Origin of the sequence: Prevotella denticola, from assembly GCF_900454835.1 — a bacterium.
In the GTDB taxonomy this organism is placed as follows: Bacteria; Bacteroidota; Bacteroidia; order Bacteroidales; family Bacteroidaceae; genus Prevotella; species Prevotella denticola.
This window is the reverse complement of sequence record NZ_UGTM01000001.1, coordinates 1,572,256-1,592,617: the sequence shown is the minus strand read 5'-3', so window position 1 is coordinate 1,592,617 and position 20,362 is coordinate 1,572,256. Positions and strand designations below refer to the sequence as shown.

Genomic DNA, 20,362 nt, shown 5'->3' with positions numbered 1-20,362 from the left:
TATTTTTTATTTTTCGTTGAGCAGCTTCGTAATCTGCGGAACATAGTTGTCGAGATTCCCGGCACCCAGAACAACCAGCACGTCAAAGTCGCGCGACCTGACAAAGTCGAGTACATCATCTTTCTTGATCATCTGTTTCTCTACACCGGGACGGAGGTTGTCGTAGATGAGGCTGCTGGTAACGCCCGGAATCGGCTCTTCACGTGCAGGATAGATTTCTGTGAGAATGACCTCGTCAAAATGACTGAGCGCACCGGCGAAGTCCTTGTAGAAGTCACGCGTACGGGAATAAAGATGCGGCTGGAAAATTACGGTGACCTTTCTGTCCGGATAAAGTTCCTTCAGACTCTTTGCGCTCTGGAGGATTTCCTTCGGATGATGTGCATAGTCGGACAGGAACACGTGCCGGCTGTTTTTGATCTTGAAGTCGAAACGGCGGTCCACGCCGCCATAGGTCTTCATGCCTCTGCGCAACTCGTTTGCCGTGCAGCCGTTGAGCTGTGCCATGGCCATGGCGGCAATGCCGTTCTCTATGTTGATGGGAATGGGCTGTCCCAGCTCGACATCCTTGACATTCTCTATAGGAGAGATGAAGTCGAAGGTGATGGTGCCGTCCGCTATACGGACATTCTCGGCGTGGAAATCGCCATCGTTCCGGCTGTACTCATACACTTTCACGCCTTCCTGTACGTGCTGTTTCATCTCTAATCCCTTGTGGAGAATGAGTGCGCCGCCTTTCTGGATGAGTTCCGTATAATGGCGGAAACTCTCGAGGTAAGCCTCTTTCGTTCCGTAGATGTCCAGATGGTCAGGGTCGGTAGAGGTGATGACGCTCATCCAGGGACGAAGCCAGTGGAAAGACCTGTCGAACTCGTCGGCCTCGATTACGACGAAGTCGCTGCGGTCGGACAGTATGTAATTGGTGCCGTAGTTTTTGGAAATGCCGCCGAGGAAGGCATTGCAGTCCAGATGGCTCTGATGCATGATGTGTGCGCACATGGTCGATGTGGTTGTTTTTCCATGTGTACCGGCAAAGCAAAGCCCTTTGTGTGTGCGGGTGAGCGTGCCGAGTACCTGTGCGCGTTTCTGGATTTCAAAACCGTTCTCATGGAAGTAAACCAGTTCCGCATGGGAAGCCGGAATGGCGGGCGTGAAGACAACCAGTGTCGATGCCGGCTTCCTGCATTCTTCCGGAATGAGCCCGACATTCTCTTCATAGTGGATATCCATCCCTTCTTTTTCCAGCTGGCGGGTCAGTTCAGATGGTGTCTTGTCGTAGCCGGCCACCGTCAGCTTTCTGTGGAGGAAGTAACGGGCAATCGCACTCATGCCGATGCCGCCGGCACCGATAAAATAAACTGATTTGATATCTTTGAGTTCCATGTTCTTGTTTGTTCTTTTTCTTTTGTTTGCAGTCTGCCTGAATGGGAAAGCCTCTGAGGCGGTACGTCAGAAGTGTGGACGGCGTGGACTGTTGCGGGGAGGATGGAGGAAAAACCGGCTGGGAAGGCAGGGTGTCAGTCCTTGACGAGACCGAGTACTTCGTCTGCAATCACGTCGGCAGCATTCTGAAGTCCCATCTTTCTTGCGTTCTCACCCAGGGCTTTCAGCTTCTTGTCGTCGGCAATCGTTTCAAGTGCGAGCTTCAGTAAAGTGTCTGGCGCATCGGCGTCCCTTACGCAGAGTGCAGCCTCTTTGTCGACAAGCGCCATGGCGTTCTTTGTCTGGTGGTCTTCCGCTACATTCGGACTGGGAACAAGAATGACCGGCTTCCCGATGAGCTGGAATTCGCTGATTGAGCTTGCTCCGGCACGGCTGATGACCAGGTCGGAGGCCTTGTAGGCAGCCCCCATGTCACCAATGAAGTCCATGATTTTCAGGTTCGGCAGTTCCCTGCCCTTCATGAAGTCCATGACCTGCTGGTTGTAGAACTTGCCTGTCTGCCAGATGAACTGCACGTCGGTGTCGGTAACAAGGTCAAGATGCTCCATGACGGAACGGTTGATTGTCCGTGCGCCGAGGCTGCCTCCGACGAGGAGAACCGTCTTTCGCTCCGGGTCCAGTCCGAAGCTCTTGCGTGCCTCTCCTGTCGAGAGTGGAGTAGAGAGGACGTTCTGGCGGACCGGATTGCCTGTCAGGATAATCTTCCCGGCAGGGAAGAAACGGTCCATGCCTTCGTAGGCTACACAGATTTTCTCCACACGTTTCGCCAGCAGCTTGTTGGTGACACCGGCGTAGGAGTTCTGCTCCTGAATCAGGCAGGGGATTCCCATCTTGGCACATTCATAGAGGGTTGCACCGCTGGCATATCCGCCCACACCCACAGCTACCTGCGGTTTGAAGTCCTTGATGATTTCCCGTGCCATGCGCAGGCTCTTCCAGAGCTTGAACAATACTTCAAGGTTCTTCAGCTTGTGTGTGCGGTCAAATCCCTTGATCGGCAGTCCCTTTATCTCGTAGCCGGCAGCCGGGACGCGTTGCATCTCCATTCGTCCTTCCGCACCCACGAAGAGGATTTCCGCTTCCGGGTGCTTCGCCTTGATGGCATTGGCAATCGATACAGCCGGGAAGATATGTCCTCCCGTTCCGCCGCCGCTGATGATGATTCTTAATTCCTTGTCCATTCTAATCTTCCTTATAACCTACAAAGGTAATCAATTTTTTCGTCTTCCTCCAACTTTCAGTTTTCTTTTTAGACTTCTCAACACTTCAGGCTGCCACCTTGGAGAGGCCGCCCGGCGATGTTCTCTCGTCTTTTTTCTTCCTTGCCGAGCGGCTGACGCTCAGTATGACGCCGATGTAGACGCAGTTGATGATGGTAGAGGTGCCGCCCTTGCTGATGAGCGGAAGCGGCTGTCCTGTCACGGGTGCCAGTCCGACGGCCACCAGCATATTGAACAGGGCCTGTGTAACCAGCAGAAAGGCGATGCCCATGGCGAGGAATGCCGGGAAGGAGTTCTCACACCGGTTGGCTATGATTCCTGTCCTGAAAAGGAGGATGATGTAGAGGAACGCCACAAACACGGCACCTTGTATGCCCATCTCTTCGATGATGATCGCATAGATGAAGTCGGAGAAGGCCTGCGACAGGAAGTCGCGCTCGTTGGAGTTTCCCGGCCCTTTTCCTACGACATCTGATGAGGCGATGGCGATGTTGGCATGTGCTACCTGTGCATCTTTGTCGAGGTCGTAATCCTTGGGTGCGACATATTCGTTGTTGAAGAATTTCTTGACACGTGCTTTCCACGTGTCAGCACGGTGCAGCAGCTTGCCGAAGAACCCCGGCGACTGTGCTTCCTGCCGTGCGGCGGCAGTCTGTTCGGTGAGGTTCTGTCTGGCGGGCAGATCGTCAGCTGCTTTCTTGTCGTCGCCGACCAGCATGACCATGGACAACAGGAAGACTCCCGCCAGTACGATGATGCCGATCAGCCGTCCCACCTGGTTGAAGGGCACTCGTCCCACGAACATCATGAGAATCACAGTCAGGCCGATGAGCATGGCTGTGGAAAGGTTCTCGAAGAGAATCAGTCCGATGATGATGCCGGATAGCCACATGATGTACTTGAACGCCTTGCGGTCGGCACCGTGGTCGGTCTGCATTGCACTGAGTACCTGCGCCACAGCCAGCACCAAAGCTCCTTTTGCCAGTTCGGATGGCTGGAACTGTATGCCTGCAAAACTGATCCAGCGGCTTGCGCCGTTGGTGCTCTGTCCGGCGAAAAGCACCCACAGGAGCATTATGACCGATAACCCCAGAAAGATGGGGGTAGCGAGTTTGAAGTAACGGCACTTGATGTTCAGTACGATTACCATCAGCACTATTCCCACAAGAAGGATGCTGCAATGGTAGATGATGGGACTCCAGTAGTTTCCTCCTGTGTATGACAGCGAGCTGGATGCCGAGTAGACCTCGATGATGCTGATGATACACAGGAAGAAGAAGACCATCCAGATGACCTTGTCGCCCTTGAACAGATTGCCGAGAGATTTATTCTTCATTGTTTTTTCTTTTCCTTTGAGGATGGCAGCTATGACTCAGTCCCTATAAGGCCCTCACAAGGCTCTTGAACTGGTCGCCTCGGTCTTCCATGTTCTTGAAAAGGTCGAAGCTGGCACAGCAGGGACTCAGCAGTACCGTGTCCCCCGGCTTTGCCATTTCAGTGCAGGCCGCCACGCAGTCCTTCATGGAGTGGGTGTCGCGCACGGGAATGCCGAGCCCGTCGAAGTTCTCGTGCAGTTTCCTGTTGTCGGCACCCAGATAGACGATGCCTGTACACTTTTCCTTCACCAGGTCCTTGATGGCGTTGTAGTCGTTTCCTTTGTCCTTGCCGCCGAGGATGAGGATGGTCGGTGTGCGCATGCTTTCCAGTGCATACCAGCAGGCATCGACATTGGTCGCCTTGGAGTCGTTGATATACTGCACGCCTGCCACCTTGCAGACTTTTTCCAACCGGTGCTCCACGCCGGGGAAGTCGCCCAGGCTCTTGCGTATGTTCTCCTTCTTGATGCCGCTGATGTCCGAGGCGATGCCTGCTGCCAGCGAATTGTAGATGTTGTGACGGCCTGTCAGCGAGAGGTCTTCCTGCTCCATGTTGAAAGGTTCGGGCTTCTCTATCTTGTACTGTCCCTCCTCGATGTAACCGATGCTGCCGTTCTCCTTCAGTTCTGAGAAAGGATAGCATACGGCATGTACGTCGAATTTCTCCAGTTCTTTCTTGATGACAGGGTCGTCGTTCCAGTAGATGAAGCTGTCTTCGGCAGTCTGGTTCTGGATGATTCGCATCTTGGCGTCGGCATAGTTCTCGAATTTGTAGTCGTAGCGGTCCAGATGGTCCGGGGTGATGTTGAGCAGGATGGCGATGTTGGCGCGGAAGTCATACATATTGTCCAGCTGGAAGCTGCTCAGCTCGATGATGTAGTATTCGTGCGGGTCTTCTGCAACCTGCAGGGCAAGGCTGTTGCCGATGTTCCCGGCCAGCCCGGCATCATAGCCTGCATTCGTGAAGATATGATAGATGAGGCTTGTCGTGGTCGTTTTCCCATTGCTGCCCGTGATGCAGATCATCTTGGCATCGGTATACCGGCCGGCGAATTCAATCTCGCTGATGATGTGTGTGCCCTGTTCCATGAGTTTTCTGATCATCGGGGCTTCTTTGGGAATGCCCGGGCTCTTGATGACCTCGTCGGCATTGAGGATTTTCTCTTCCGTATGGTGCCCCTCTTCCCATTCGATGCCATGGTTGTCGAGCAGCTTCTTGTATTTGTCCTTGATGGCGGACATATCGGAAACGAACACATCGAATCCTTCCTTCTTTGCCAGTACGGCTGCACCGGCTCCGCTCTCGCCGGCACCCAATATTACGATTCTTTTCATATATCTTTTCCTTTCCTTAACTCTTGTTTTGCTTATATCCTGACTTCCCGGCGAATGTTCCCGGCCGTCGGGAATACGGTCCCCAGCCGTTGGGAACGGTATTCCCAGGCGTTGGGAACGCGATTCCCAACGTATTGGGAATCATCCCGGGGGATTCACTTGCCGGTGCTGCGCTCCATGCTGTCTGGCAGCAGTCTATCTTATCTTCAACGTGATAATGGTCAGTGCGGCGAGGATGATGGTAACGATGATGAAGCGCAGGGTGATCTTGCTCTCGTGTACGGCACCGTGCGGTACCTTTACCAGGTACTTGCACTCAGGGTCGAGCTGACTGTCCTGTGTACGGAAGTTGTCGTGGATCGGAGTGCGTTTGAAGATACGCTGTTTTACCCCCTTCCGCTTTCCCAGCTTGTAATACCATACCTGGACGATGACGCTCAGGCTCTCGACGAAGAAGATTCCGCAGAGGATAGGGAGCAGCAGTTCCTTGTGGATGATGATGGCGCCGACGGCGATGATGCCGCCGATGGTGAGACTGCCCGTGTCGCCCATGAACACCTGTGCCGGGTAGGCGTTGTACCAGAGGAAACCGATCAGTGCGCCGATGAATGCCATGAAGAACACCACCAGCTCCTCTGAACCGGGGATATACATGATGTTCAGGTATGCCGCAAACTGTATGTGGCTGCTGACGTATGCCAGTATGCCCAGTACGACTCCGATTACCGCCGAGTTGCCGGCGCACATGCCGTCCATGCCGTCGTTGAGGTTGGCACCGTTGGAGACGGCCGTGACGACGAAGATGGTCATGATGACGAAGAGAATCCACCCGCCGGCAGTCTTGTATTTGCCTAAGAAACCCACGATCTCTGAATAGTCAAGGTTGTGTGACTTGACGAAAGGAATGGTCGTCTTCAGGGTCTTTTCGGCTTTTGCCTCGTGTTTGATGACGACCTCCTGACCGTTCTGGTTGGCAACCTCAAGGTTCAGGTTGGCCTTCACGTCAGGCGAGGCCCAGAGAACCAGCCCCACGATAAGTCCGATGGTGACCTGGCCGACAATCTTGTATTTCCCCTTAAGCCCCTCCTTGTCGTGCTTGAAGATCTTGATGAAATCGTCCATTCCGCCGAGGAAACCCAGCCAGAGAGTCGTGCCGATCATCAGCAGGAGATAGACGTTGCGCAGCCTGCCCAGCAGGAGGACGGGAATCAAGAGGGCAACGATGATGATGATGCCGCCCATTGACGGTACGCCGATTTTCTTGACACCGAACGGGTCAATGCTGGCATCACGCTGTGTCTCAGTGATCTGCTTGCTCTTGAGGTACTTGATGAAGCGTTCTCCGAACCATGCGGAGATGATCAGTGCCAGAATCATGGCGAGGATGGCACGGAAGCTGATGTAGCCCCAAAGATGGGAGCCGCTGATGCCGAACTGGTCAAGCCAGCGGAAGATGTAGTATAGCATTTTGCTTCGTTTTTGTATTGTTCTTTGTTGGGAAGGAGAGGTTTTCCTGTTCTGGCCTTCCTGGCTGATTTAGCCTTCCTGGCAGATCTGGTCTTTCTGGCTGATCTATAGCCATCCATCCTAACTTTCCTGTCCGATCTGCTTTTTTAGTTCTGCTAGAATCGCCAGTGCTGCCGGAATTGTCAGTCCCGCTCGAATTGCTGAAATCGCTGGACTTGCTCGCACCCGGTCATCTCCCGAAGATTTCCCGGATAACCTCGTGGTCATCAAAATGATGCTTCACGCCGTTTATCTCCTGATAGTTCTCGTGTCCCTTGCCGGCAACGAGGATGACATCACCCTTCTTTGCCATCATGGCCGCAGTACGTATGGCCTCCTTGCGGTCGACAATCGTGAGGACTTTCTTTTTCTGCGTGGAGTCAAGGCCTGCGAGCATATCGTCGATGATTGCCTGCGGGTCCTCGTCGCGCGGGTTGTCGCTCGTGAGAATGACGGTGTCACTCTGCCTGACGGCCTCCTGTGCCATCAACGGTCGCTTTCCCTTGTCACGGTGTCCGCCGGCACCGCAGACGGTTATGACGTGTCCGCCCTTGCTGTCGAGTACGTCGTGGATGGCTGCAAGGACATTCGCCAGTGCGTCCGGCGTATGTGCATAGTCGACGACGGCCGTAAATCCTTCCGGCGACTGGATGGGCTCGAGACGGCCGTTGACACTCTTCAGGGTACTCATGGCAACGAGAATCTCTTCCGGCTGCCTGCCCAGCAGGACGGCTGTACCGTAGACGGCGAGCAGGTTGCTGACATTGAACTTCCCGATGAACTGCACTCCCACTTCCTTCCCGTCGATTTCAAGATACATCCCCTCGAAGTGGCATTCCAGAATCTTTGCACGGAAGTCTGCCATGCGTTTGATGGAGTAGGTCTTGACGGAAGCCTTGGTGTTCTGGACCATGAACATGCCGTTCTTGTCATCGGCGTTGGTAAGTGCAAAGGCGTTTTTCGGCAGTCCGTCGAAGAACATCTTCTTGGCATTCCGGTAGTTCTCGAAGGTCTTGTGGTAGTCGAGATGGTCGCGTGTGAGGTTGGTGAAAATACCTCCCACGAACGTCAGGCCGCTGATGCGCCGCTGATGGATGGCATGGCTGGAACACTCCATGAAGGCATACTCGCAGCCTGCCGCAGCCATTCTGGCAAGGAGACAGTTCAGCTCGATGGGGTCCGGCGTGGTGTGGTCGGCAGGTACTTCCTCGTCGTTGATGTAGTTGCAGACGGTGGAAAGCAGACCCGCTTTGTATCCGAACTTGCGGAACATATTATATAATAAGGTGGCAATGGTCGTCTTTCCGTTTGTTCCCGTCACACCGATGAGCTTCAGCTTCCGGGAGGGATTCCCATAGAACATCGTGGCGACTTTGCCTGCATCCTCTTCTGTCGAGGCTACCTGGATGTATGTGACATTCTCGTCCAGAGTGTCTGGAAGGTTTTCCAGCAGGACGGCTGCTGCACCCTGTTCAACGGCTTTCCCGATAAACCGGTGACCGTCAACCTGTGTCCCTTTCATGGCGATGAACAGATGACCGTTCTCAATCCTGCGGCTGTCAATGTTCACGCCTTTGATTTCAACGTCCGTATTGCCGTGGATGGCAATGGGGCTGACGTTCTTGAGTAATTCGCTTAGTTTCATATCTTCGTTCTGTTCTTTTTCCTTATGTCAGTAATGGGGGCTCCTTTCATCCCAGTCTGAGGTTGCATTGCATACCTCTCTTCAACCTGTCTCCCGGTGCAAGGCTCTGTTTTATGACCCTGCCTCTTCCCGTAAGTCTTACCCTGATGCCCTGTTTCTCCATGAGATAGACGGCATCGCGCGCACCCATGCCGCGAACATTGGGGACCCGGTTTCCCTTGGAGATGCTTTCCCTGTGGAAGGTGAGCGACTTGCCGTTTTCCGTCGTCGTACCCCATATGGGGTTACCGAACGGATAAGCACCGTTCCAGCCGTTGGTGACGTTGAAGCCGAGACAGTTCAGCACATAGTCTGTCGCAAGCAGGTTCCCAGTCTTCGCCGAGGGTATCAGGATGGATGAGGAATCGCGGGCATCAGTCACGTTCAGTTTCAGGCTTTGTGCCATGATGCCCTCTGCAATATGATGGAATACGACACCGCTCATGCCGCCGCCCGAGGCAGGAAGGCCTGTCTTCTGGATGCAGACAATACAGCTGTAGCGCGGATTGTCGGCTGGGAAGAAGCCGGCGAAGCTGAGCAGGTAGCTGGTGCCGCCGCTCTTGTAGCCCAGGGCACCCTTCGACATCTGTGCCGTACCGGTCTTGCCGGCTACGAGGAACTTGTCCGATCCGGCTTTCTTGCCGAGTCCTTCCGACACGACTTCTGTCAGAATACGGGTAATATCCTTGATGGTACTTTCTTTGGCGATGTGTTCTTTTACCACCTGTGGCGGATTGTCGTAGAGGACTTCTCCGTTCTTCACAATCTGTTTGACAAAGCGGGGACGCATCATCTTTCCGCCGTTGGCAATGGCATTGTAGAAGGCAAGCGTCGATATTGGCGGTATTTGCGTCTCGTAACCGATGCTCATCCATGGCAGAGCGGTGGCACTCCAGTTGTCGTACTGTCCGTGGTGGTTCTTGTGGGGCATACGTATCTTCGCAGGGGAATAGCCGACGATGGGGATGTGGAAATCGGTTGCCAGCCCCAGGTCATAGATGCCTTGGACGAACTTCTCCGGATTCTTGTGATAGTGCAGGTCGATGATGCGGCTGACACCGATATTGGAACTGTACTTCAAGGTCCAGGGCAGTGTGAGCGTACCGTAGCCGCCGCGTGTCCAGTTGTGGTCTTTCATGTCGCGCCCGTACATGTTCCATACACCCGGTCCGGTTTCGACGGTATAAGTTGTGTCAACGAGTCCGTCGTCAAGGATTGTCATGATGGAAGCGGTCTTGAAGACAGACCCCGGTTCCAGCAGGTCGCTTACGGCGTGGTTTTTCACTTCCCGGTATTTGCCGTCGCTGCATTTGTCCATGTTGACTATCGCCTTCACATCTCCTGTGGCAACCTCCATGACAATGGCGACACCGACGTTTCCATTCACGGTAGGTTCCTGAAGCTCGTCGAGCAGGGCGCGTTCTGCCAGGTCCTGCATGCTGACATCGATGGTCGTCACAATGTCTGCACCGTCGATAGGCGGTGTGTCAGTGATGTTCAGGTATTTGTTGCGTACCTTTCGGCGGTGGATGATGCCGTTTGTGCCACGGAGAATGGAGTCGTAGGACAGTTCCAGTCCGCAGCGTGCCGTGTCCTTTGCGCCGAACATATCGCCGACGGTGCGCTGTGCGAGTGATCCGAAGGGGCGGCGGCGTGCATTGAACTCGTCCCAGTGGAAGCCGCTCTTGAACTTGGACAGGTGGAATATAGGCAGGCTCTGTATCTCTTTGAACGTGTTGTAGTCGATGCGTCCGTCCCATATCGGCCAGTGCTTGCTCACCTTGTGGAAGCCTTCCATAAGGTGCTGCTTGAAGTAAGAGGCCGGTTTCTCGGGAAAGATGTTGTTCAGTCCCTTGCTGATATAGTTGATGCTGTCGACGAAGGCCGTGTCGTTTCCAGCCTCTTTGAGCGCATTGAAGTCCATGTAGACCTTGAACTCGGGCAGAGAACTGGCCATGAGCTGTCCGTCACAGCTGAGGATGTTGCCTCTGGTAGGCTTGACCGTCACACTGTCTTTTTTCTGTGATGCGGCGACCTCCATCCAATACGACCTCCCGGCAGTCATGGTGTAGACGGTCTTTCCGATCACCGCTACAGCCACGAGTGACATGACGATGGCTATGGCACTGTATCGGGGCATGACTTTTCCGTTATTGAACTTGCTCATATCTCTTACTTTTCGGGTACGTTTATAATATAAGGTGGACGGTCCGACATCTTCAGCACGCTGTCTTTCCTGTTCTTCAGCAGCTCCAGGATGTGACTTTCCCGTGTCTTTTCTGTAAGCTGGCTGCTGCTTGACAGCGCACGATACTTGGCATCTTCCAGTTCTGTGTTGAGCTTGTCAATCTCGATCAGGTACTTCTGTACGCTGTACCGGTTGGATATATAGACAATCACGAACAGAACGATTGTGATGATCAGCCATATGTTGTTGCGAAAGAGGCGTGCGGAAAGGATGTCACCTCCTAAGATCTTCCGCAGGGTAAAGTTGGACGACTGTGGCTGTTCGTCTTCGCGTGCCTGTTCGGCGATGGCGGCCCTCAGCACCTTTACTTCATCGTCTTCTTCTTTTTTTCTCTTTTCTTCATGTTCCTGTTCTCTTTCTTCTTCTGTCTGTGTCTGTGTTCTGTCCATGCCGGGGATGGCTGTTGAGGCTTCTTCCGGCGTTGCTGTTTTAATGAGTGGTTCTGTGACGTGTACGCACTCTCCTGTGTCAGCGGTGTTTCCTTCAGGGAGGGGATGCGCCGTCACCTCTGGATGTTTCTTGTGGTTCTCGTCATTCATCTGATTTCTTTTCTGCTATTCTTAGTTTTGCGCTTCGGCTTCTCGGGTTGCGTTCCTGTTCGTCGTTATTGGCTGTGATAACCTTGCTGTTGACCAGTCGGAAAGGCGTGTCAATGCGTCCGAAGAAGTCCTGGCTTACCTTGCCTTCTATGTTTCCCGACTTCATGACGTTCTTTACCATCCTGTCTTCCAGTGAGTGGTAAGTGATGACGGACAGTCTTCCGCCGGGAGAGAGCAGTCCTATGGCTGCCAGCAGCATCTCCCTCAGGGCATCCATCTCATAGTTCACCTCTATGCGAAGGGCCTGAAACAGCTTTGCCATGTCTTTCTTCTCGCGTGCCCGTCGGAAGAACGGATCTGTGATGACAAGCAGGTCGTTGGTTGTCTTGTATGCCTTCTGTTCCCTTCCCTTGACGATGGCGGCAGCGATGCGGCGCGACTGTTTCAGCTCTCCGTACAGATAAAGAATGTCCGCCAGATGCTCTTCGTCGTATTCGTTGAGAATGTCTGCAGCGGTCATCCCGGCCCGCTTGTTCATTCTCATGTCGAGCGGAGCTTCGAACCGGAAGGAGAACCCGCGGGTCTCATCGTCGAAATGATGGCTGCTGACACCGAGGTCGGCGAGAAGTCCGTCAATATGGGGCACGCTGTAATAACGCATCCAGTTCTTCAGATATCTGAAGTTGGAACGGATGAAAGTAAAGCGGTCCACCTGCTCGCTGCTCAGTCCCATTCTGCCGATATTCTGTTCGGCATCGGCATCCTGGTCGAAACTGTAGAGATGGCTTCCTGCTTCCAGGCGCGAGAGAATCTCCCGGCTGTGTCCTCCGCCTCCGAAAGTTACGTCCACATAGATTCCGCCTGCGTGCAGGTTCAGACCCTCTATGCTTTCATTGAGGAGTACGGGTACGTGGTAAGTCTCTGCGGTTCTGGTCATGTTGCGGGTTCGTTTGTTGCGGTGGACTTGCGGTCAGCCGGGTAGCCGTCAGGGAGGAAAGGGCTGCCTGTCCCCATGGTTTCCTCCATGGCTTTGCTGAATTCCTCTGCCGACAGGAACGGTTCGTTCTCTTCGCCGTTTGCCCATATTTCAATGCAGTCGTCCATCCCCGTGAAGCGAATCTGCTGGTCGATGTCCGCCATTTTCATGTAGCGTTTCGGAATCAGAAAACGCCCGTTGCCGTCCAGTGTGATCATTTCCACATCCGTCACATACTGACGGTAAATCATCTGGTCGCGGCGGTTCCAGCGGCTCAGCCGCCTGCGGAGCGTGTCCATGCGTTCGTTCCATACTGATTCGGGATAAAGTACAAGGCACGGTTCGAAAATGTCTTTGCGCAGGACAAGCGACTCCTCGCCCGATGCGTTAAGCACCTTGCGGAAGACGGCAGGCAGGAAGGCCCTGCCTTTTGCATCTGTTTTCGCTTCGATATTTCCCAAGAACCTCATACTCGCTTGCTGGTGAAACTGTATTTGGCTTCAAAGTTACACATTTTTCCCCACATATCCCCACCGTACTCCACATATTTCGTCTGCGTTCCTTTTTTTTGTGAAAATTAACGGTTAAGACAGTTGCTATGACTTCTCTGTAACGGCTTCAAATCACTTTTTTTCTGGTTCAGATACATATTTTCGGCAAAAAAGGGGGCTATTCCAAATCGTTTCGTTATTTTTGCAGGTTGTTAGGAGAAATTTGGGAAGATGCATGGTGGAATAGAGAAAACGATAGATATCGAGAAGATTCTGAAAGACAAGATGGGGGGCAGGGCGAAGTTCGTGCCTCGTTTTGCCGTCAGCTGGCTGAAGCATATCATCCACGAGGATGAGGTGAACCAGTTTCTGTGGGAGAGCCGTGGGCTTTCGGGAACAGAATGGCTTGCGGAGTGTGTGCGCTATCTTGACATGACGCTGCAGGTGGAAGGGCTGGAGAACCTCCCGGACAAGACTGACGGAAAGCTCTATACCTTCGTTTCCAACCATCCGCTCGGCGGGCAGGATGGTGTTGCGCTCGGCTCCATCATCGGCAGGCATTATGACGGAAAGTTCCGCTATCTTGTCAATGATCTGCTTCTGAACCTCCCTGGCCTGAAACCTGTGTGCATCGGCATCAACAAGACCGGGAAACAGAGCCGTGACTTCCCTCGGATGGTAGAGGCCGGCTTCCGGAGCGACAACCATATACTCATGTTCCCTGCCGGATTGAACAGTCGGAGAATCAACGGGCAGATACATGATATCGCATGGAAAAAAACGTTCATCAGCAAGAGTGTGGAGTATCATCGGGATGTAGTGCCCATCTTCTTCGGTGGGCACAATTCCGAGCGGTTCTACCGTATCGCACATTTCTGTGACCGATATGTCAGGAAAGTGAATATCGCCATGCTGTTCCTCGTCGATGAAATGTACAGAAACATTGGAAAAACATTCCGTGTCGTGATTGGGAACCCCATTCCCTGGCAGACTTTTGATAAAAGCCGTTCGCTGTTGGAATGGGCGAAATATGTAGAGGATAAGGTGTATGAGCTGCCATGCCGTCACCCCAAAGATGAATGACACCGCAGGAAGACGGCCAAGGTGACCGTAGAGAAAGCAAAAGATCAAATAGAGATTATGGAAGAAGAAATCATCCAACCCATCAGCAAGGAGCTGCTCAGAAATGAACTGACTCCTGAAAGGATGCTTCGTATGACCAACAAGAGCCATAACGAGATTTACGTGGTGACGGCAAAGAATGCTCCCAACGTGATGAAAGAGATTGGACGTCTGCGTGAGATAGCATTCCGCACGGCAGGCGGGGGTACGGGCAAGTCGATGGATATCGATGAATTCGACACGAGGGAGAACTGCTGCCGGCAGCTGATCGTCTGGAATCCGGAGGCAGAGGAGATTATCGGAGGTTACCGTTACATCTTCGGGAGCGACTGGGAAACAGCCTCGGACGGGCAGCCGGTGCTGGCTACGAGCCATATGTTCCGTTTCTCTGACAGATTCATGGAGGAGTATGCGCCTTATACTGTCGAGCTGGGGCGTTCGTTTGTCTCGCTGGAGTACCAGAACGTAAGAAGGAACTCGAAGAGTATCTTTGCACTCGACAATCTTTGGGACGGACTTGGTGCTTTGACGGTCCTGAACCCTGACTGTAAGTATTTCTTTGGCAAGATGACGATGTACCCCTCTTATATCCGTCGTGGAAGGGATATGATTCTCTATTTCCTGAAGAAATATTTTGACGACAAGGATAATCTCATCCTTCCGATTAAACCGTTGAAAATAGATACGCCGGAGAAGGAGCTTGAGGCGGTCTTCCAGGGAAGGAACTTCAAGGAAGACTATAAAATCTTGAACCGTGAGGTGCGCGAACTGGGCTATAACATTCCGCCCCTGGTAAATGCCTATATGAATCTTTCGCCGACAATGAAGCTCTTCGGAACGGCCATCAACTATGGATTCGGTGATGTGGAAGAAACGGGTATCCTCATTGCTGTCGACGAAATCTTCGAGGAAAAGCGCATCCGGCATATCGAAAGTTTTGTTGCGGAACATCCGGAGGCACTGAAGTTCACCAGCGGTGCCAACAACGTTATCTACAAGGAGAAGTGATAGCGGAAAGGGCGGGTCGCTTTTTCAACAGTATTTGAGAATGGCAGAAAAGGCAGACAATCCATTGGTTTAATGGGTTGTCTGTCTTTTTCTTTGTATATATGACGAAAATCGCATACAGCCTGTTGTCAATTATTTACATGAAAAGAAATTCTTTTTTTCATGAAGATAAATGTTTCTTTTCATGTAAAGAATTTCTTTTTTCCGTGAAGATAATTCGAGAGTACAGATTTTTTCTTCTTGGATTGTTGCTTATGACAAACGGAAAAAGGCTGTTTCAAAATACAGGCACACGTGCTTAGGATACCTGCCACAGGCTTTTGTTTACGGATACAGGGGGCATTCGTAAATCAATTTACTCATGGATACACATTTTGAAACAGTCTTTCTTCAGGGCTTTATTACGGCTCAGGAATACGATGAAACCGTCGTTTTTATCGGATGAAGAGTAACTCCCGGTACTTAGGAAGCGTCCATAGTTCATCGCTGACAATCAGTTCCAGCTTGTCAATCTGATACCGGATGGCTTCCATCTTGGGGGCTACGGTATCGTGGTAGGCCACAGCTTTCTTGCGCTGGTCCTCAATTCTGTTGGCGTACTTGCGTGCATTGACCAGTTCCTCCACACCCGACTCGATGATGTTGGTGCGTTCTGCAATTTCCCTGATGATCTTGATGTTGCGCTCGCTGAGCTGTTTCCCTTCTACGTCGCCGAAGATGTCAACCATGTTTTGGACGTTTTTTGCCAGCTGGCTCTGGTAGTGCGTGGCTACTGGGATGATGTGGTTCATGGCGAGGTCGCCCATCACACGTGCTTCAATCTGGATCTTCTTTGTGTATGTCTCCCACTTCACCTCGTTGCGTGCCTCCAGCTCGTTGTGTTTCATCACGTTCATCTGTTCGAACATTCTGATGGAATCCTTGTCAAGATAGCGGTCGAAACATACGGGACAGCTTGATTCGCAGTCGAGTCCGCGCCGGGTAGCTTCTTCTTTCCATTCGTCAGAATAGCCGTTTCCATCGAAGCGGATAGGCTTGCAGGCCTTGATGTCCTCGCGGAGGATGTCGATGATGGCAGAGGTCTGTTCTTCTCCCTTTTCCGTCAGTGCGTCGACACGTTCCGAAAAGTCGGTCAGGGCTTCGGCAACGGCGGTGTTGAGCACGATCATGGCCGATGCGCAGTTGGCTTCTGAACCGACAGCACGGAATTCGAAGCGGTTGCCGGTGAAGGCGAAGGGTGAAGTCCGGTTACGGTCGGTATTGTCGATGAAAAGTTCCGGAATCTCCGGGATGTCAAGCTGCATTCCGGTCTTTCCTCTGAGGGTGAAGAGGTTGTCCTTGTCGGCCTTCTCTATATGGTCGAGCAGGTCGCTGATCTGCTTTCCGAGGAAGGAAGAGATAATGGCCGGCGGGGCTTCGTTTGCACCGAGACGGTGGTCGTTGGTGGCGCTCATCACGGAAGCCTTGAGCAGTCCGTTGTGTCGGTAGACAGCCATCAGCGTCTCGACGATGAAGACGACGAAGCGCAGATTGTCTGCCGGTGTCTTCCCTGTGGCATGGAGAAGAATGCCGCTGTCGGTACACAGACTCCAGTTGTTGTGCTTGCCTGATCCGTTGATGCCTCCGAACGGCTTTTCGTGCAGGAGGACACGGAAGCTGTGTTTGTGAGCGATCTTCTTCATGAGCGACATCAGCAGCATATTGTGGTCTACGGCCAGATTGCATTCCTCGAAGATAGGTGCCAGCTCGAACTGGCCGGGTGCCACCTCGTTGTGGCGTGTCTTGCAGGGAATTCCCAGCTCGAGCGCCTGTATTTCAAGATCCTTCATGAAGGCCTGTACACGCTCGGGGATGGTGCCGAAATAGTGGTCGTCCATCTGCTGGTTCTTGGCCGAATCATGCCCCATGAGAGTACGGCCGGTCAGCATGAGGTCGGGACGGGCAAGATAGAGGTCCTCGTCAACGAGGAAGTATTCCTGTTCCCAGCCGAGGTTGCTGTGTACCTGTCTGACCTCTGGGTAAAAATAGTGGCATACTTTAGTTGCGGCAAGGTTCACGGCATGCAGTGCCTTCAGCAGCGGTGCCTTGTAATCGAGTGCCTCGCCTGTGTAGGAGATGAAGATGGTCGGAATGCAAAGCGTATCGTCGATGATGAAGACCGGACTTGTCGGGTCCCAGGCCGAATAGCCTCTTGCCTCGAAAGTGTTCCGGATGCCGCCGTTGGGGAAGGAGCTGGCATCCGGCTCCTGCTGTACGAGCAGTTTGCCGGAGAATTCCTCCATCATACCGCCCTTTCCGTCATGCTCGACGAAGGCGTCATGCTTCTCTGCTGTACCTTCTGTCAGGGGCTGGAACCAGTGGGTGTAGTGCGTCGCACCGTTTTCCTCTGCCCACTTCTTCATGCCCTGTGCCACGGCATCGGCGATGGAACGGTCCAGACGTGCTCCGTTGTCGATGACATCCACCAGCTTCTGATAGATGTCAACAGGCAGGTATTTGTACATCTTCGTGCGGTTGAACACATACTTCCCGTAGAATTCTCCCGGGCGTTCTTTGGGCGTGCTGACCTCGAGGGGGCGTTTCCTGAAAGCTTCCTCGACTGCTTCAAATCTTAAATTAGCCATGTTTCTTACCTTAAAAATGGAACTTTCTGCTGCAAAATTACGTATTTTCCCATTATTCTGCAAAGTATTTCAGGAGATATGTACCGAATCTTTCCGGAAGTGTCTGTGCTTCTCAGGAAAGAATCCTGTACTGGAATCAACAGACGAGGAATGCCGGAAAAGGCATGAAAAGAAAAAGTGTATACCTGCTCACGCAGACATACACTCAGCCACTTAACTAAATAACTTAAATTTATTATTTAAAGGTTTTGCCGGTTACTCTTCATCACGAGGGGTGTTCCGGCTACTAAAAATGACTATTAACTAACTAATAACTATTTAAACGTAATTTGATTGCTGCTCAATAATTGTTTTGAATCGGCGTGCAAAGATAAAACTTTTTCTGCAGAAAACAAGGTCAAACAGTCCTTTTTCTTTTTCCTGCAGCACAAAAAATGTTGTATGCGGTACATTTTATTACTTGCATTGTTTTTTTCATCTGTTTCATCAGCTGTTTCCCTCTTCCGTGGTGTCTCTTTCCTGAGTCTTTGGTTCTGTCTTCCGGCGTTGTCAGTGGGGCGTCGTTTTCATCACCATCAGGATGTCGTTGTAGGTTATGTCGGACGGACAGAGTTCTTTGATGGGTCTCATGCCGCTGTCAGTCCCCACGGCCTTTATGACTCTTTTAATGAGATTGACTTTGGAACTGCCCATTACCTCTTCTATCCTTATGTCCCCTTTCTGGATGTAAGGGATGAGGTGTCCCTGAATCGTTCCGGCGGTTAATCCCCGCTCCTTTGCAATTTCTTCAATCTTCCTGCCTTCCTTGAAGAGGCTGAAGGTCACCTCGTTGGTACTTGGCCTGGGAGTCGCTGGTGGTGTGCCAGCCTCTTTCTTCCTGCGTTTTCTTCCCTTTCCATCGTCAAGACTGTTGAGGATGGCTTCCTGCTTTGCTGCCAGGTATCGGGGTATGGAGAATCCTTCTTCCCTGATGCTTTCCAGCAGATTGCATTTGGCATTGTAAGTCTGCTGAAGCTCGGAGAATGCCGCTTCAAACCGCTTTGCGGCAGTCTTGTTGTTCGTCTGCAGCTCTTTTGTCATATTGAGCATATGGCTGAACAGTTCTGTCAGCTGGCTGTGGAAATAGAGTGTGCCTTTTCTGATCCTTTCCATAAAGTCCTGTTCATGCAGCTGTCCGGCAGTCATCTTTCGGATAAGATTTCCCCATTTCATCGATACAGTCATGATGCGTGTCTCCAAATCGGCGAGTGCCATCTTATGGAGGGCTGTAATCTTCGGGAACTTGAAGAAGAATTCCGTCAGCACCCTGAAGAGTGCTGCTTCTGCTGCCTTGATTTCGCTGAATGTGAACAGTTCTATGAGCAGTTGCCGGTAGTACTCTTCTTTCAGGGCGGGCAGAGCCTGGATGCTTCGTGCTGCTTGTTCGGTCTGGTGGAATATGTAGTCGCTTACGCGGCTGTCGTTGATGATCGCCTGGCTGCTGATGGGGGAGGCCAGGACGAGCCCTTCCAGGGTCTTGCAGCGGCTTAGGGCGACATATACCTGTCCTGAGGCAAAGGCTGCCTGTGCGTCGATAATGGCGTGTTCGAAGGTCAGTCCCTGGCTTTTGTGTATGGTTATCGCCCATGCGAGGCGCAGCGGATACTGTCTGAAAGTGCCCTGCACCTCGGCCTCAATCTGTTTCGTCCGTTCGTTCAGCGTGTATTTCGTGTTCTCCCATGTCTCCGCCTCCACCTCGATGGCTTCATCGTCTCCGGGACACAGGACAACAATCTTGCTGCTGTCAACGTAAGTCACGTGTCCGATGCGTCCGTTGTAGTAGCGTCCGTTGTTGTCGTTGCGGATGAACATCACCTGTGCCCCCTTCTTCAGGGTGAGGTTGAAGTCGGCCGGGTAGCTGTATTCCGGAAAGTTGCCGTCAGTCTCTGCTCTGAACGTGCAGGCTTTTGAAGGCAGGTTGCGCAGCTGTTCTTCATTGTAGCTCTCTGCCATCCGGTTGTGCGTGGTCAGTCGGATGTAGTCGCTTCCGGTTTCCGGCTGGAAAGCGGGTTGGCATTGTCTGTTCAGCCGCTGCAGGTCGGCAGCCGTGGCGTGCCCTTCTCTGATATTGTTGAGCAGGTTGATGAAGGTGTCGTCCTGCTGGCGGTAGACGTGTGTCAGTTCGATGGTCACGTAGCTGATGCTGTGCAACGCTTTCGATCCGAAGAAGTAAGGCGTATCGTAATACTGCTGCAACAGTTTCTCCTCTTCCGGTGTCACGACAGGCGTGAGCTGCTGCAGGTCGCCGATCATGAGCAGCTGTACGCCCCCGAAGGGTCTGTCGTGTTCGCGGAAACGGCGCAGTACGGAGTCGATGGCATCCAGCACGTCAGACCTTACCATGCTTATCTCGTCGATGACCAGCAGGTCGAGGGTGCGCATAATTCTGCGTTTCTCCTTGCTGTAGTTAAAGCGGTTTCTGATGCTGGCGTTGGGGATGAAGGGGGACAAGGGCAGCTGGAAGAACGAATGGATCGTCATTCCTCCGGCATTGATGGCAGCCACGCCTGTCGGAGCGACGACGACGGTCCGCTTGCTGCTTTGTTCTTTGATGGTGCGTAGAAATGTCGTCTTGCCCGTCCCCGCCTTTCCTGTAAGGAATATGCTTATGCCTGTATGTTCAACAAACTCCCATGCGTTGCGCAGTTCCTGGTTCTTTTCCATACTTCTGTGTGTTTGTCGGTTTGGATGAACAAAGGTACTTGAAATATTCGAGAACAGCAAACTTTATGTGCTTGACGAATGTCAACC

Annotated in this window: 14 protein-coding genes; 2 read left to right on the top strand and 12 right to left on the bottom strand. The window is 52.5% G+C overall.

The window, feature by feature from the left end; translation table 11 throughout:
- Nucleotides 1-6 precede the first annotated feature (6 nt).
- The 10 genes from murC to mraZ form a co-directional block, all read right to left on the bottom strand.
- Nucleotides 7-1,383, bottom strand: a complete 1,377-nt coding sequence (gene murC / locus DYH27_RS06810; protein ID WP_025068300.1) for a UDP-N-acetylmuramate--L-alanine ligase — start codon at nt 1,381-1,383, stop codon at nt 7-9.
- Between the two features lie 134 nt (nt 1,384-1,517).
- Nucleotides 1,518-2,624 carry an undecaprenyldiphospho-muramoylpentapeptide beta-N-acetylglucosaminyltransferase gene (murG, locus tag DYH27_RS06805; RefSeq protein WP_025068299.1) on the bottom strand — a complete coding sequence of 369 codons (1,107 nt, stop codon included), beginning with the start codon at nt 2,622-2,624 and terminating at the stop codon, nt 1,518-1,520.
- An 85-nt stretch (nt 2,625-2,709) separates the two neighbouring features.
- Entirely contained in the window at nt 2,710-3,999 is a 1,290-nt protein-coding gene (locus DYH27_RS06800; protein ID WP_013670947.1) for an FtsW/RodA/SpoVE family cell cycle protein, read from the bottom strand.
- A gap of 43 nt (nt 4,000-4,042) precedes the next feature.
- Complete coding sequence (gene murD / locus DYH27_RS06795) at nt 4,043-5,374, bottom strand: UDP-N-acetylmuramoyl-L-alanine--D-glutamate ligase (protein ID WP_004353258.1); 1,332 nt, start codon at nt 5,372-5,374, stop codon at nt 4,043-4,045.
- Between the two features lie 195 nt (nt 5,375-5,569).
- Nucleotides 5,570-6,841, bottom strand: coding sequence for a phospho-N-acetylmuramoyl-pentapeptide-transferase (locus DYH27_RS06790; protein WP_013670948.1), 1,272 nt, complete (start codon nt 6,839-6,841; stop codon nt 5,570-5,572).
- Nucleotides 6,842-7,070: 229 nt separating this feature from the next.
- A complete protein-coding gene (locus DYH27_RS06785; RefSeq protein ID WP_025068298.1) occupies nt 7,071-8,525 on the bottom strand; it encodes a UDP-N-acetylmuramoyl-L-alanyl-D-glutamate--2,6-diaminopimelate ligase in 1,455 nt (484 codons plus the stop codon).
- Between the two features lie 46 nt (nt 8,526-8,571).
- The gene (locus DYH27_RS06780; RefSeq protein WP_029216591.1) at nt 8,572-10,731 is read right to left on the bottom strand and encodes a penicillin-binding protein; all 2,160 of its coding nucleotides are present in this window, start codon (nt 10,729-10,731) and stop codon (nt 8,572-8,574) included.
- Nucleotides 10,732-10,736: 5 nt separating this feature from the next.
- On the bottom strand, nt 10,737-11,351 hold the full coding sequence (locus DYH27_RS06775; RefSeq protein WP_004353286.1) for an FtsL-like putative cell division protein: 615 nt from the start codon (nt 11,349-11,351) through the stop codon (nt 10,737-10,739).
- A complete protein-coding gene (gene rsmH / locus DYH27_RS06770; RefSeq protein WP_013670951.1) occupies nt 11,344-12,288 on the bottom strand; it encodes a 16S rRNA (cytosine(1402)-N(4))-methyltransferase RsmH in 945 nt (314 codons plus the stop codon). The genes DYH27_RS06775 and rsmH overlap by 8 nt, the downstream gene beginning before the upstream one ends.
- Nucleotides 12,285-12,797: a division/cell wall cluster transcriptional repressor MraZ gene (mraZ, locus tag DYH27_RS06765; RefSeq protein ID WP_004353250.1), complete on the bottom strand. Its 513-nt coding sequence runs from the start codon at nt 12,795-12,797 to the stop codon at nt 12,285-12,287. Before mraZ ends, rsmH begins: the two co-directional genes overlap by 4 nt.
- Nucleotides 12,798-13,049: 252 nt before the next feature.
- On the opposite strand from mraZ, the gene DYH27_RS06760 reads away from it, so the two are divergent.
- The gene (locus DYH27_RS06760; protein ID WP_025068297.1) at nt 13,050-13,901 is read left to right on the top strand and encodes a glycerol acyltransferase; all 852 of its coding nucleotides are present in this window, start codon (nt 13,050-13,052) and stop codon (nt 13,899-13,901) included.
- 57 nt (nt 13,902-13,958) lie between these two features.
- The gene (locus DYH27_RS06755; RefSeq protein WP_025068296.1) at nt 13,959-14,948 is read left to right on the top strand and encodes a GNAT family N-acetyltransferase; all 990 of its coding nucleotides are present in this window, start codon (nt 13,959-13,961) and stop codon (nt 14,946-14,948) included.
- A 434-nt stretch (nt 14,949-15,382) separates the two neighbouring features.
- Here DYH27_RS06755 and DYH27_RS06745 read toward each other — a convergent pair whose 3' ends face one another.
- A complete protein-coding gene (locus tag DYH27_RS06745) occupies nt 15,383-17,572 on the bottom strand; it encodes a glutamine synthetase III family protein (protein WP_029216590.1) in 2,190 nt (729 codons plus the stop codon).
- Nucleotides 17,573-18,121: 549 nt separating this feature from the next.
- Entirely contained in the window at nt 18,122-20,275 is a 2,154-nt protein-coding gene (locus DYH27_RS06740; protein ID WP_025068295.1) for a helix-turn-helix domain-containing protein, read from the bottom strand.
- Nucleotides 20,276-20,362: the final 87 nt, after the last annotated feature.